Annotated in this window: 11 protein-coding genes and 1 pseudogene; 3 read left to right on the top strand and 9 right to left on the bottom strand. The window is 54.6% G+C overall.

Going from position 1 to position 13,791, the window contains the following annotated elements; genetic code table 11:
• Positions 1-188: 188 nt before the first annotated feature.
• Genes hemG through pepQ form a run of 4 tightly spaced genes read right to left on the bottom strand, consistent with a single transcriptional unit; the run spans position 189 to position 4,185 of the window.
• Positions 189-728, bottom strand: a complete 540-nt coding sequence (gene hemG / locus FGI04_RS20100; RefSeq protein WP_407322040.1) for a menaquinone-dependent protoporphyrinogen IX dehydrogenase — start codon at positions 726-728, stop codon at positions 189-191.
• Between the two features lie 19 nt (positions 729-747).
• A complete protein-coding gene (trkH, locus tag FGI04_RS20095; RefSeq protein WP_016943417.1) occupies positions 748-2,199 on the bottom strand; it encodes a Trk system potassium transporter TrkH in 1,452 nt (483 codons plus the stop codon).
• A 40-nt stretch (positions 2,200-2,239) separates the two neighbouring features.
• Positions 2,240-2,854 carry an IMPACT family protein gene (locus FGI04_RS20090; protein ID WP_407322041.1) on the bottom strand — a complete coding sequence of 205 codons (615 nt, stop codon included), beginning with the start codon at positions 2,852-2,854 and terminating at the stop codon, positions 2,240-2,242.
• Positions 2,854-4,185: a Xaa-Pro dipeptidase gene (gene pepQ / locus FGI04_RS20085; RefSeq protein ID WP_342699183.1), complete on the bottom strand. Its 1,332-nt coding sequence runs from the start codon at positions 4,183-4,185 to the stop codon at positions 2,854-2,856. The genes FGI04_RS20090 and pepQ overlap by 1 nt, the downstream gene beginning before the upstream one ends.
• A gap of 184 nt (positions 4,186-4,369) precedes the next feature.
• On the opposite strand from pepQ, the pseudogene fadB reads away from it, so the two are divergent.
• Both fadB and fadA read left to right on the top strand, forming a co-directional pair.
• Positions 4,370-6,561 (top strand): annotated as a pseudogene (gene fadB, locus FGI04_RS20080) (fatty acid oxidation complex subunit alpha FadB).
• Positions 6,562-6,573: 12 nt separating this feature from the next.
• Entirely contained in the window at positions 6,574-7,737 is a 1,164-nt protein-coding gene (gene fadA / locus FGI04_RS20075; protein ID WP_342699022.1) for an acetyl-CoA C-acyltransferase FadA, read from the top strand.
• Positions 7,738-7,946: 209 nt separating this feature from the next.
• Here the strand turns inward: fadA and fre are convergent, their stop codons facing one another.
• Both fre and ubiD read right to left on the bottom strand, forming a co-directional pair.
• The gene (fre, locus tag FGI04_RS20070; RefSeq protein ID WP_342699023.1) at positions 7,947-8,648 is read right to left on the bottom strand and encodes an NAD(P)H-flavin reductase; all 702 of its coding nucleotides are present in this window, start codon (positions 8,646-8,648) and stop codon (positions 7,947-7,949) included.
• Positions 8,649-8,697: 49 nt separating this feature from the next.
• A complete protein-coding gene (gene ubiD, locus FGI04_RS20065; protein ID WP_407274208.1) occupies positions 8,698-10,194 on the bottom strand; it encodes a 4-hydroxy-3-polyprenylbenzoate decarboxylase in 1,497 nt (498 codons plus the stop codon).
• A gap of 330 nt (positions 10,195-10,524) precedes the next feature.
• On the opposite strand from ubiD, the gene rfaH reads away from it, so the two are divergent.
• Positions 10,525-11,013, top strand: coding sequence for a transcription/translation regulatory transformer protein RfaH (gene rfaH, locus FGI04_RS20060; RefSeq protein WP_342699025.1), 489 nt, complete (start codon positions 10,525-10,527; stop codon positions 11,011-11,013).
• Positions 11,014-11,085: 72 nt separating this feature from the next.
• Here the strand turns inward: rfaH and hemB are convergent, their stop codons facing one another.
• From hemB to tatC, 3 genes are all read right to left on the bottom strand, one after another.
• Positions 11,086-12,108 carry a porphobilinogen synthase gene (hemB, locus tag FGI04_RS20055; RefSeq protein WP_012882944.1) on the bottom strand — a complete coding sequence of 341 codons (1,023 nt, stop codon included), beginning with the start codon at positions 12,106-12,108 and terminating at the stop codon, positions 11,086-11,088.
• A gap of 2 nt (positions 12,109-12,110) precedes the next feature.
• A complete protein-coding gene (tatD, locus tag FGI04_RS20050; protein ID WP_342699026.1) occupies positions 12,111-12,905 on the bottom strand; it encodes a 3'-5' ssDNA/RNA exonuclease TatD in 795 nt (264 codons plus the stop codon).
• Positions 12,906-13,018: 113 nt separating this feature from the next.
• Entirely contained in the window at positions 13,019-13,789 is a 771-nt protein-coding gene (gene tatC, locus FGI04_RS20045; protein WP_012882942.1) for a Sec-independent protein translocase subunit TatC, read from the bottom strand.
• Positions 13,790-13,791: the final 2 nt, after the last annotated feature.

Below are 13,791 nucleotides of genomic sequence, written 5' to 3'. Positions count from 1 at the left end.
ATATATTATGCTTTCCCGACAAGAAGTCAAGCGATATGCGCCTGATTTCTTACTGAAACTGCGCTGGCGTTTCGCCGTTGCCGTGTCAGTGGAGGCGCATTATAGGGAGTTATTCCGGCCTGACAAGCACTAATTTCAAAAAAATCACTGAACGTCTCTTTTTTCACCACTACGCCGATTTCACCCCGTCAAACCGCCTTTTTCTGGGTGAGTTGGCCAAACGACTGGGCAAAACGCGCCACCTGCTCCCAATCGGTATATTCAATCTCTTTGGTACTGTCGGTTTCACCGCCCGTCATGCGCATAATCAGTTGAATCATGACACGGTCGAACCAACGATAACGGGGATAGCGCAACGCCCCAGCAAACACAGCCCCCAAATCGGGCTGCCAGGGAGAGCGCAGCAGAAACTTGCGGGTATACGCGTTGGTTTGCAGCGAGCGTTTTTCAGGTTTACGGGCCGTCAGATTGACAGAAAAGAACGCACTGGGTTTTTGCTGTAATAATGCAAGGTGCTGACGGATGAATTTTTCCAGCGCTGGGTGAAAATGTCCATAGCGCACTGATGCACCAATCATCACCTTGTCGTACTTATCGAGATCGACTTCATGGACGCTCAGTATGTTGACAACATCACACTCCAGCGTCCCTTTCAGGTTATTGGCGATATAAGACGCTATCGCCCGTGTTTGACCATCCCGACTGGAAAACAATATCAATGCTTTCATAGCACGTTTCCTTTATCCGTTATTCCCGCCAAAAAGTGGGAGTAAATAACACCAGCATGGTGAACACTTCCAGACGACCAAATAACATGGTGACAATCAGAATCCATTTGGCGGCGTCATTCATGGACGTGAAATTGTCGGCTACTGTCCCAAGCCCGGGACCAAGATTGTTGAGGGTGGCAGCGACAGCGGCAAAAGCAGAGAAATTGTCGACTCCTGTCGCAATCACTGCCAGCATACTGATGATAAACACCAGCGCATACGCTGAGAAAAACCCCCACACCGCTTCCAGAATTCGTTCCGGCAGCGCACGCTGGCCGAGTTTAATGGTATAGACCGCATTCGGGTGAACCAGTCGCTTCAGCTCACGCGATCCTTGTAAGAACAGTAACAGGATACGAATGACTTTCAGGCCACCACCCGTTGAACCAGCACAACCACCGATAAACGCGGAGCAAAGCAGCAATACCGGCAAGAACAATGGCCAGGAGGCAATGCTATCGGTAGTGAAGCCTGCTGTCGTTGCCATCGACACCACCTGAAAAAACGCCTGGTTCAGCGTTTCCATACCCGTTTTGTACACACCATGCACCCACAAAACGAGGGTACAAATCACAACCAGCGACATCTGCACAAAGATAAACATGCGAAACTCGGGGTCACGCCAGTACACCCGTAAGCTACGACCGCTTAACACCGCAAAGTGCAAACCAAAATTACAGCCGGAAATCAGCAGAAATACCGCGACAATGGTATTGATGGTAGGACTATTGAAATAGCCGATGCTGGCGTCATGAGTTGAAAATCCACCGATGGCGATAGTCGAAAAACTGTGGCTGATCGCATCGAATACCGACATGCCAGCCAGCCACAAAGAGAAGGCGCATACCACCGTTAGCAACACATAAATCAGCCAGAGGGTTTTGGCGGTTTCCGCGATGCGGGGACGCATTTTATTGTCCTTCAGCGGACCTGGCATTTCGGCGCGATAAAGCTGCATCCCCCCGACGCCCAGAATCGGCAGAATCGCTACCGCCAGCACAATGATCCCCATACCGCCCATCCATTGCAGCATCTGTCGATAGAACAGAATCGCCTTCGGTAGAGCATCCAGCCCGACCAACGTAGTAGCGCCGGTGGTTGTCAGGCCGGAAAAGGATTCAAAAAACGCATCTGTCACCGAGAGATTGGGCCGTTCAGCAAACAAAAAAGGCAACGCCCCAACGCTGCCCAGCACCGTCCAGAACAACACGACGATTAAAAACCCCTCGCGGGCTTTCAACTCATGCCGGTGTTTACGGTTGGGCAGCCACAGCAGCAACCCCATAACCAACGCGACAATAAATGTCTGAATAAATGCACGACCAGCACCGTCACGGTAGATCAACGCCACCATGCCAGGAATGAACATGGTGCCGGAAAACAGAATGACCAGCAGTCCGACAATGCGGGTTATGGCACGCAGGTGCATCAGGGAGCCTTCCTTTAATGGTTCAAGAGTACGTGCTGGATTATTGTGAAATTGACTGCAAATGCAACGCACCACGACTAATATCGCGTAGTCGCCGCGCTGCTTCTTCCACTGCCGTTATAGGAAACGCCAGTTGGAGGGCAACATCACCCGCGTATTCCGTTGAGACGACGTTCCCCTGTAATGCCAGCACCACGCTCTCCACCTGCGGCAACAACGCATAGTCGCACTGCAATCGATAGTTCTGATACATCACTTTCTGCTGTACTGACAGTTGTTTCAACGCGTGCTGAACGCCACCGCCATAGGCTTTGACCAGACCGCCGGTACCTAACCTAATGCCACCATAATACCGTATCACTACCGCCACGATTTCACCGATGCCACTCCCCATCAATTGAGCCAGCATCGGTTTACCGGCGGTTCCCGAAGGTTCTCCGTCATCAGAAAAGCCGAGCTGTTGAGAGTCGACGGGGGAACCTGCGACATAGGCCCAGCAATGGTGGGCCGCCGAGGGATGCTGCTCACGAGCCTGCTGAATCACGTATCGAGCCGCTTCCACCCCACAGGCGGGTGCGAGCAGGGTAATAAAACGGCTCTTTTTAATGTCTTCATCGACGCTGACAGGCGCCGCGGGCACCGGATATGACTGCATCAGGCCAGATCGAGCGCACGAGTTAAGTTTTCGATGCGTTTGTCATGGACCACGATATTGTCTTCAATACGGATACCACCAAACGGACGTAACGCATCCAGCTTCTGCCAGTTGAAATGCTGGCGCAACTCACCCTGACGCCAGGGTTCGAGCAGAGAATCGATGAAATAGATACCCGGTTCGATTGTCAGTACCATGCGCGGCTCCAAAATACGGGTACAGCGCAAATAGGGATGGGCAGACGGCGCTGGCAAGATGGTGCCAGTGTCATCCTGCATAAACCCGCCGACATCGTGTACCTGCAAACCAAGCGGATGGCCCAGCCCATGCGGCAGGAACGGCGAGGTTACGCCCTGCTCTACCATCGCTTCTTCACTCAGCCCAGTCACCAGTTGATGGCGTTTAAGCAGCGATGCAACACGGTGATGCATCTGCAAATGGTAATCGGTATAACGCACACCGGCTTTCATCGTATCGATCAGCGCCAGTTGCTCGTGATTCAGGTCCCTCACCAGCGCCGCATACTCGTTGTCATGCTGCGCGGCATAAGTGCGGGTAATATCTGCCGCATAACCGTTATATTCCGCACCGGCATCCAGCAGGAAACTGCGCATTTCCGTCGGCACACGGTGTTCCAGTTGGGTGTAGTGCAGCACCGCCGCATGCTCGTTCAGGGCAACAATATTGTCATAAGGCACATCGGTATCACGGTGCCCCGTGGCAGTCAGGTACGCCAGATTAATATCAAACTCGCTCATGCCGGACTGGAACGCTTCGTAAGCAGCACGATGACCAACCACCGCGGTTTTCTGCGCTTCGCGCATACAAGCCAGTTCATAATCCGTTTTGTAGGCACGATGGTAATGCAGATAATCCAGTACGCCTTTCGGGTTGATGTGCTCCGGCGTAATCCCCAGACTTAGCGCACGCTGCGAAGCGGAACCGATATAAGCAACCTGCTGACGCTGGGCAGGCAGTTGCGCTGCAATATCATCGGCCTTGCGCAGCACCTGGATATCCAACGACGTCGTCCAAAAACTGTCCGGTACTGGCGCGACGTTATGCCAGTAATCAACGGGGGAATAGAACCACAGCTTCGGCGTATTGACCCCATCCACCCACAACCAGCAATTCGGCACCTGCGTCACTGGCAGCCAGGCTTTAAACTGCGGGTTAACCTTGAACGGATAGGCATGGTCATCCAAAAACGCCATCATTAACTCACCGGAGTGGATCAATAAGGCATCCAGATTATGCCGAGCCAGAACTGCCTGCGCGCGTTGCTGCAGGGTCGCCACATGTTGATGATACAAAGAAGCCAGCGTTTCCATCATAATCCCCATTGATAACCACCTGTTTTCCAGTGTAACACAGCCCCCCGATGACGGCAGCGTTGCTCAGCCTGTGATCCTCCCGGCAAATCCCTCACGCATTGTTTGCATTTCATTAACATCAAACCCACAATTTTCTTCACTATCTGGTCGTACCAGATAACGGATAACAGTGGAGAACACCATGATCTATCAAGGCGACACGCTGTACCTCAACTGGCTGGAAGACGGCATTGCCGAACTGGTTTTTGCCGCGCCTGGCAGCGTCAATAAACTGGACACCCGTACGGTGGCCAGTCTTGGCGAAGCCCTAAATCACCTGACGAAACACCCTTCGCTCCGCGCCCTGCTACTGCGCTCAGACAAACCCGCGTTTATTGCCGGAGCGGACATCACCGAATTTTTATCGTTGTTCGCTGCACCGCCAGAAACCCTTCATCAGTGGCTGACCGACGCCAACGCCATTTTCAGCCAACTGGAAGACTTGCCAGTGCCGACACTCTCTGCCATCAACGGTTATGCGTTGGGCGGAGGATGCGAATGTGTGCTGGCGACCGATTTCCGCCTGGCGACACCCGACGTTCGCATTGGCCTGCCGGAAGTGAAACTGGGGATCATGCCAGGGTTTGGCGGCACAGTTAGGTTACCGCGACTGCTGGGTGCCGACAGCGCGCTGGAAATCATTACCGCTGGTAAGGACCTGTCCGCCGACGAGGCCCTGAAAGTCGGGTTGATCGATGCGGTTACCAGCAACGATAAGCTGCTGTCATCAGCGTTGCATATGTTGCGTCTGGCGGCGGGGGATAAACTTGACTGGCGAGCCCGTCGACGCCAGAAAAACAAGCGCCGCTAAGGCTTAACCGCATCGAGGCAACCATGAGTTTTGCTACCGCCAGCGCACTGGTGCAGCAAGCAGCCGGTCCTCACTACCCTGCGCCAATGACAGCGCTCAAAACCATTGAAGCTGCCGCCAGATTAGAGCGTGACGCTGCGCTGAAACTGGAAACCGACAATTTCGTTACGCTGACTCAAACCACAGCGGCGTACGCGTTGGTCGGTGTCTTCCTGAACGAACAAGCGGTAAAAAGTACGGCCAAAAAATGGGCAGGCGACGCTTCGCTACCAGCACGCGTTGCGGTACTCGGTGCCGGGATCATGGGTGGCGGTATTGCCTGTCAGTCGGCACGTAAAGGAGTGCCGGTATGGATGAAAGATATCAACGAGAAAGCGCTGACGCTGGGGATGGAAGAGGCCGCCAAACTACTGAATGCACAGCTACAGCGCGGCAAGCTGGATGCCCTGAGCATGATGGGCATACTGGCTCGTATCCACCCGACATTGAATAACAATGGGCTGGAGCAAGCTGACCTGGTTATCGAAGCGGTGGTGGAAAACCCACAAATAAAGGCCAGAGTACTGGCCGATGTCGAGACCTGCGTCAGTGAGCAGACGTTGATCGTTTCCAATACCTCGACCATTCCCATCGGGCAGTTGGCCACCGCCTTGCAGCGACCGCAAAATTTCTGCGGCATGCATTTTTTCAACCCGGTACACCGGATGCCGCTGGTAGAAGTGATTCGTGGCCCCCAGACCGATGAGAAAACGCTGGCTCGCGTAGTCGCTTACGCCACCAAAATAGGGAAAACCCCGATTGTGGTAAATGACTGCCCGGGATTTTTCGTTAACCGCGTGCTGTTCCCTTATATCGCCGCGTTCTGTCTGCTATTGCGTGACGGTGCGGATTTCCGCGATGTTGATGCCGTGATGGAAAAACAGTTCGGCTGGCCGATGGGACCGGCTTACCTGCTGGACGTGGTCGGGCTGGATACCGCCCACCATGCTCAAGCGGTGATGTCAGCAGGTTTTCCTCAGCGCATGGCAAAAACCTACCGCGACGCGGTCGATGTCCTGGTAGAACACCAGCGTTTTGGTCAGAAAAGCGGGGCCGGCTTCTACCGTTACAGTCCGGATGCGAAAGGCAAACCACGCCGGGAGCAGGACGACCAGACCGATATCCTGCTGGACGCCGCCTGCGGGCCGAAGCGGACCTTCAGCGCACAAGAGATCACGCATCGCCTGATGGTACCGATGCTCAACGAAGTCGCACGTTGTCTGGAAGAGGGGATCGTTGCCACACCGGCGGAAGCCGATATGGCACTGCTTTACGGACTGGGTTTCCCTCCGTTCCATGGCGGTGCCTGCCGTTATCTGGACACATTGGGTAGCCAGCACTACGTGGATATTGCCCAATCGCTGGCGTCGCTGGGGCCGCTTTACACCATACCGGAAAGCCTGTTGCGGATGGCTAAGTTCCAGCAGCGCTATTACCCGGCGGTTGAACCTCACGCTGACCTTTCTCTTCACCAACCGGCATAAGGACGCACGACGATGGAAAATGCAGTGATTGTTGATGCAGTGCGTACCCCGATGGGTCGCTCCAAAGGTGGTGCGTTTCGTCAGGTTCGGGCTGAAACCCTGTCCGCGCATTTGATGCGCAGCCTGCTGAGTCGTACCCCAGCGCTGGAAGCGGATAAAATCGACGACATCTACTGGGGATGCGTGCAACAGACGCTAGAGCAAGGCTTCAATGTGGGGCGTAATGCCGCATTGCTGGCTGAAATTCCCCACTCGGTACCCGCCGTCACCGTCAACCGTCTGTGCGGTTCATCCATGCAGGCGTTGCACGACGCGGCACGAACCATCATGACGGGTGATGCCGAGGTGTGTCTGGTCGGTGGTGTCGAGCATATGGGACATGTGCCGATGAGCCACGGTGTTGATTTTCACCCCGGCCTTGGCAAAAACATCGCGAAAGCCGCAGCGATGATGGGGCTGACGGCAGAGCTACTGGCACGCCAGCACCACATCAGTCGTGAAATGCAGGACGCTTTCGCCGCCCGCTCACATCAGCTCGCCTGGGCTGCGACCCAGTCCGGGGCATTTCGCCATGAAATTATCCCCACCACCGGTCATAACGCCGACGGCGCGCTACATCCTTTTGACTACGATGAAGTCGTCAGGGCTGACACCAGTCTCGACGCTCTGGCGGCTCTGCGCCCGGCATTTGATCCGGTGAACGGTACAGTCACAGCCGGTAGCTCATCGGCATTGTCGGATGGTGCCGCCGCTCTGCTGGTGATGAGCGAATCCCGCGCGCTGGCGTTGGGGTTGACGCCACGGGTACGCGTGCGGGCGATGGCGGTCGTCGGCTGCGATCCTTCCGTGATGGGATTCGGTCCGGTACCCGCGACCCAAAAAGCGCTACAACGGGCGGGACTCGCTGTGAGCGATATTGGTCTATTTGAACTCAATGAGGCGTTTGCCGCCCAAACGCTGCCTTGTATCAAAGCATTAGGATTGATGGATAGCCTGGATGATAAGGTCAACCTGAATGGCGGGGCGATTGCATTGGGCCATCCGTTGGGGTGCTCCGGTGCACGTATTATCACCACGCTCATCAATTTGATGGAGCAACGAGACGTAGAATTCGGTGTGGCGACCATGTGTATCGGGTTAGGTCAGGGTATTGCCACGGTGCTGGAGCGGGTATAACGCGCCCGTATTGATGCCCACCTGCACCTGCCACCCATTGGCTACGCTTTATCGCGTTCATCTCCCCCGTCGGCGTCATTACGTCGGCGGGGGTGCCCTGAATGCATATAGCGCAGTAAACAACCTGCACCAGTATCCTGTCGGTGCTAAAACAACGTGGCCGGGCATAACAACCCGGCCACGACAGAACAGCAAGCAGACTGGCAAGATCAGATGAAAGAAAACGCGTCGCTGTACATGTGCGCAGGCTGTGCGCCACGTTCATTACAAAAACGCTCACGGGCGATTTTTGCCATTTCAAAACGCCCTGCGATATAAATATCGTGCGAGGCCAGTGTGCCGAAATCCTGGAGCACAGCGCTTAACACGGTACCAGAACGGCCATGCCACTGTTCGTCCGGCTGTTCAACGACCGGGATCACATTCAGGTTGGTATGCGCCTGCGCCAACGACTGCAACTCGCCCAAATCGTATAAATGACGCAGTTCACGTCCGCCCCAATAGACGGAAACCTGACGCTCTGGCTGGCGTGCCAGCACCGTCAGTAAAATCGAACGTACGTAAGAAAAACCTGTCCCACCCGCGATCAAAATCAACGGCCGGTCGCTGTCTTCGCGCAGCCAGGCGTCGCCATGGGGAATATCCACCACCAGCGACTTTTCCTTCAGGATGCGGTCCATCACTGCCATCGCATACAGGTTCATCTCGGAAGCGCCGATATGCAATTCAATAGACTCTTGCTCAATAGGCGTTGAAGCCATAGAGAACGGGCGCTTGTCACGTTCGTCCATTACTACCATCAGGTATTGCCCGGCACGGAAGGAAAAAGGTGCCGATGGCAATAAGCGCACCCGGTAAACCGTATCGGTGATAGCGTCCACCGACGTTACTGTACAGCTCAACGTTGTCATGCGATCCCTCTGTAGGGTCAAAACAAAACGGGGAACAGGATAAGCGACGTCAGCGCGGCTTACCACTGTCATTCAATATGGCTAACTCGTCCCATATGGCATCCACACGGGCGACAACCGACGGATCTTTGGTAATAGGATGACCCCATTCACGCTGTGTTTCTCCCGGCCATTTATTGGTTGCATCCAGACCCATCTTGGAGCCGAGTCCAGAAACCGGTGAAGCAAAATCCAGGTAGTCGATTGGCGTATTCTCCACCAGCAGCGTATCACGTGCCGGATCCATACGCGTGGTAATAGCCCAGATCACATCTTTCCAGTCGCGGGCATTAATATCGTCATCGCAGACGATAACAAACTTGGTATACATGAACTGGCGTAAAAAAGACCAGACGCCCATCATCACCCGTTTAGCGTGCCCGGCATACTGTTTTTTCATAGTAACGACCGCCAGACGGTAAGAACAGCCCTCCGGCGGTAAATAGAAGTCGACAATTTCCGGAAACTGCTTTTGCAACAGCGGCACGAACACTTCGTTCAGCGCCACCCCCAGCACTGCCGGTTCATCAGGCGGACGACCGGTATAAGTCGAATGATAAATAGCATCACGACGCTGGGTAACATGAGTGACAGTAAAGACAGGAAAATGATCCACTTCGTTGTAATAGCCAGTATGATCGCCATAAGGTCCTTCCGGCGCGATCTCATCCGCGTCGATATAGCCCTCCAGCACGATTTCAGCACTAGCCGGTACTTCCAGATCGCAGGACAGACATTTGACCACTTCCGTCTTGTGACCACGCAACAACCCAGCAAAGGCATACTCAGACAGCGTATCCGGCACCGGCGTTACCGCCCCGAGGATCGTAGCCGGATCAGCGCCCAACGCTACTGCTACCGGGAAACGCTCACCAGGGTGCTGTTGGCACCACTCCTGGAAATCCAACGCACCGCCACGGTGTGACAACCAGCGCATAATCAGTTTGTTACGACCAATCAACTGCTGGCGGTAAATCCCCAGATTCTGGCGCTCTTTGAAAGGCCCGCGCGTCACCGTCAGTCCCCAGGTGACCAGCGGGGCGACATCGCCCGGCCAGCAATGCATAATCGGAATCCGCCCCAGATCCACCTCTTCGCCTTCCCACACCTGTTCCTGACAGGGCGCGTTCGAAAGGCGCTTAGTTGGCATATTCAACACCTGGCGAAATTTGGGCAGCTTATCCACCAAATCGCGAAAACCGCGTGGCGGCTCAGGCTCTTTCAAAAACGCCAGCAAACGGCCGACATCCCGCAGCGCGCCAACCTCTTCCTGCCCCATTCCTAACGCCACACGTTTCGGCGTACCGAACAGGTTGCACAGCACCGGCATAGCGTAACCTTTCGGATTTTCAAACAGCAAAGCCGGGCCACCAGCACGCAAGGTGCGATCGGCAATTTCCGTCATTTCCAGGTAAGGATCTATCGGCTGATGGATGCGTTTGAGTTCGCCTCTCGCTTCAAGCTGTGCGAGAAATTCACGTAAGTCACGGTATTTCATGCTGATCATCAGAAAGGTCAGTGGTGGAGGTATTATAAAGGCTCTTGGTCATGCTGTCGCTTACCGACCATGCTATTTCTGGCACCATCCCCCGCTTAATACCCGTCATACTTCAAGTTGCAGGTGTGTTGGCGGCGTTCATTCACCCGAATCACTTACCTCATTAAGCTCATCGGGATTCACTCACTTGCCGCCTTCCTGCAACTCGAATTATTTAGGGTATATATTGATAATCAACACCGCCTATATTTAGGAATTTCCCCCAACAATTTTATCCCGCAAGGCGTAACGCTTTTGCTATCCTCTCCCGCGATAAAAGCCACAGAAAAAAGTGAAACTATGCGAGCCTGGTACCTACTTTATTGCAAGCGCGGCCAATTGTTGCGGGCCAAAGAACATCTGGAGCGTCAGGACGTGGTCTGCCTGAGCCCGATGATCGCGCTGGAGAAAATCGTACGAGGAAAACGAACCGAGGTCAGCGAACCGCTGTTCCCCAATTATCTGTTCGTTGAATTCGACCCGGAGCACATACACACCACTACCATCAGTTCAACACGTGGCGTGAGCCATTTTGTCCGTTTCGGCAACCTGCCGGCGTTGGTCCCTCAGCAGGTGATTGAGGATTTGCAACACCATCAGTGCGCCACCCATGTCGACCCGGAAACACCACAACCCGGCGATCAGGTCACCATCACCGAAGGGGTATTCAGTGGCTTAGAGGCCATCTATACCGAACCGGATGGCGAGGCGCGCTCCATGCTACTGCTCAATTTGCTGAATAAGCAGGTGCGGCAGAGCATCGACAATCGTCAGTTTCGAAAGGCCTGAACCGTCAGGGCCAGGCCCTGACGGCATGCTGTCATCGGCAGTGATTACAGTACAGCGATTACAGCGAGTTCATCAGCGACGTAACGCGTCGTCACGCAACCATTCGGCCACGCGTTTGGCGAAATAGGTCAGCACTCCATCCGCACCGGCACGCTTGAAGCACAACAGCGATTCCATCACCAGCGGCTGTTCTTGCAGCCAGCCATTCTGGATTGCCGCCATCTGCATCGCATACTCGCCAGACACCTGATAAGCGAAGGTCGGCACACCGAAGGTGTCCTTCACCCGCCGGACCACGTCCAGATACGGCATACCCGGTTTCACCATCACCATATCAGCGCCTTCTTGCAGATCCTGTGCGATCTCCTGCAACGCCTCATTCGTGTTGGCCGGATCCATCTGATAGGTTTTTTTGTTGCCGCCTTTCAGGTTGCCCGACGAGCCCAATGCATCGCGGAACGGCCCGTAGTAACAAGACGCGTACTTGGCGGAATACGCCATAATCTGGGTATTCACTAGCCCTTGTTCTTCCAGCTGTTCGCGAATCGCACCGATTCGACCATCCATCATGTCGCTGGGTGCCACGATCTCTGCACCGGCTTGCGCGTGAGACAGCGCCTGACGCACCAGAATCTCTTTGGTAATGTCGTTGACCACATAGCCGTCTTCATCAATGACACCATCCTGACCGTGAGTCGTGTAAGGATCCAGCGCCACATCGGTCAACAGTCCCAACTCCGGTACGGCATCTTTCAGCGCACGCACCGCGCGCTGCACCAACCCATCCGGATTGTAGGCCTCTTCAGCCAGCAACGACTTTTTATCCGCTTCGATCACCGGGAACAGCGACAGCACTGGGATACCCAGTTTGGCAATCACTTCCGCTTCTCTTACCAGCTCATCAATGGTCAGGCGATACACGCCCGGCATGGAGGGTACTTCCTGACGTCCCTGCTTGCCTTCCATGACAAACACCGGATAGATGAGGTCGTTAACCGTAACCTGATGTTCCGCCACCAGACGGCGGCTGAAATCATGGCGACGCAGACGACGCAGGCGACGTCCTGGAAACGCACCGGGAAAAACATTACTCATCATTATTCTCCTTTCTGGCCCGGGCGGAAAATCCGACGGGCGTTTTCATCCACATTTCTGCCAAGCCATTGCGCATCCTGGCTGCGCCAGAGCGCAACCTGATGGACGATATGCGGCAGAAAACAGGGTTCGTTACGGCGGGATGCAGGTTTAGGATGTAAATCCCGGGGTAACAGATAGGGCGCATCGGTTTCCAGCAACAACCGATCGTCCGGAATCCGGGGGAGTAGCTCGCGTAGCGCCAACCCACGACGTTCATCACACACCCAGCCGGTAATGCCGATCATCAATCCGGCACGCAGGCATTCATCCAGCTCGTCGCCTGAGCCGGTAAAACAGTGCAACACCACCGCGGGCAGTTTATCGAGCCACGGCGTCAGCAGCGCCATAAACCGCGCATGCGCATCGCGGCAGTGCAAAAAAACCGGCATGTCATGTTCAGCAGCAATCGCCAGTTGTGCGCTGAATGCCAGTTCCTGTTCTTCGGGAGTGGAAAAGTTACGGTTAAAATCTAACCCGCACTCGCCAATCGCCAGCACCTGCTCACGTCCTGCCAGTTGGTGAATCAACGCCGCAGTGTCATCACTCCAGCTACTCGCATCATGTGGATGCACACCGGCGGTTGACCAACAGTAATCGGGATATTGCGTGGCGAGCAGATATGCCTGCTCACTCTCTCTTGTATTGGTTCCAGTCAACAGCAAGCCCGTCACACCCGCCTGACGCGCCTTGCTTACCACCTGCTCGCGGTCTGAACGAAACTGTGAGCTGGTCAGATTAACGCCAATATCGAACATGCGCAGATATCCCAAAGTCCGTTATGGTGACCACCGTGGACACCCCCAAAAAACAACACCTCCCGAAAGAGGTGTCACAGTAAGAAGGCCGCCGTTTAACGGCGAGACGCCACTCAGGAAGACGGCGCAGATTCGTCAACGTCTTCTTCTTCCTCTGGCCGACGCCGTTTACCAACGTAGAACCGGGCGAAAAACACGCCGATTTCAAACAGCAAATACATCGGAATGGCCAACAGCGTCTGGGAGAACACATCCGGTGGCGTCAACAGCATCCCCACCACAAAGGCCCCCACCAGCACATAAGGCCGTTTCTGTTTCAGACTTTCCGGCGTAACGACCCCACTCCAGCACAGCAGCACGATGGCTACCGGCACTTCGAACGACACACCGAATGCCATAAACAACGCCATGACGAAATCAAGGTAGTTATTGATATCAGTCGCAATCAATACCCCCTTCGGCGCGGTCTGGGCAAAGAAACTGAACGCTAGCGGAAAGACGATGAAATAAGCGAACGCCATTCCCATGTAAAACAGCAGGCTGCTGGACACCAGCAACGGCATCATCAAACGACGTTCGTGCTTGTACAAGGCGGGAGCCACAAACGCCCACACCTGATACAACACCAGTGGCGCAGATAAAAACACCGACACGATCAGCGTCAGCTTTATCGGGGTGAAAAACGGCGAGGCCACATCGGTCGCAATCATGCTAGCCCCGGCCGGCAGTTGTTTAATGAGCGGCGCAGAGACAAACTGATAGATGTCATTGGCAAAGTAAACCAGTGCCAGAAACACGACCAGTACGCTGATAATGCTATTTAACAACCGCTTACGCAGTTCGATCAGATGGCTTATCAGCGGTTGAGTTTGATCAACAGCCATAG

The sequence above is a fragment of the Dickeya ananatis genome, assembly GCF_019464615.1.
Lineage (GTDB): Bacteria > Pseudomonadota > Gammaproteobacteria > Enterobacterales > Enterobacteriaceae > Dickeya > Dickeya oryzae.
The sequence above is the reverse complement of the archived record's forward strand: the minus strand, read 5'-3'. Positions and strand labels throughout refer to the sequence as shown.

Coding starts and splice junctions, on each gene's coding strand:
- hemG (WP_407322040.1), bottom strand. CDS start 728: ATGAAAGCATTGATATTGTTTTCCAGTCGGGATGGTCAAACACGGGCG.
- trkH (WP_016943417.1), bottom strand. CDS start 2,199: ATGCACCTGCGTGCCATAACCCGCATTGTCGGACTGCTGGTCATTCTG.
- FGI04_RS20090 (WP_407322041.1), bottom strand. CDS start 2,854: ATGCAGTCATATCCGGTGCCCGCGGCGCCTGTCAGCGTCGATGAAGAC.
- pepQ (WP_342699183.1), bottom strand. CDS start 4,185: ATGGAAACGCTGGCTTCTTTGTATCATCAACATGTGGCGACCCTGCAG.
- fadA (WP_342699022.1), top strand. CDS start 6,574: ATGGAAAATGCAGTGATTGTTGATGCAGTGCGTACCCCGATGGGTCGC.
- fre (WP_342699023.1), bottom strand. CDS start 8,648: ATGACAACGTTGAGCTGTACAGTAACGTCGGTGGACGCTATCACCGAT.
- ubiD (WP_407274208.1), bottom strand. CDS start 10,194: ATGATCAGCATGAAATACCGTGACTTACGTGAATTTCTCGCACAGCTT.
- rfaH (WP_342699025.1), top strand. CDS start 10,525: ATGCGAGCCTGGTACCTACTTTATTGCAAGCGCGGCCAATTGTTGCGG.
- hemB (WP_012882944.1), bottom strand. CDS start 12,108: ATGAGTAATGTTTTTCCCGGTGCGTTTCCAGGACGTCGCCTGCGTCGT.
- tatD (WP_342699026.1), bottom strand. CDS start 12,905: ATGTTCGATATTGGCGTTAATCTGACCAGCTCACAGTTTCGTTCAGAC.
- tatC (WP_012882942.1), bottom strand. CDS start 13,789: ATGGCTGTTGATCAAACTCAACCGCTGATAAGCCATCTGATCGAACTG.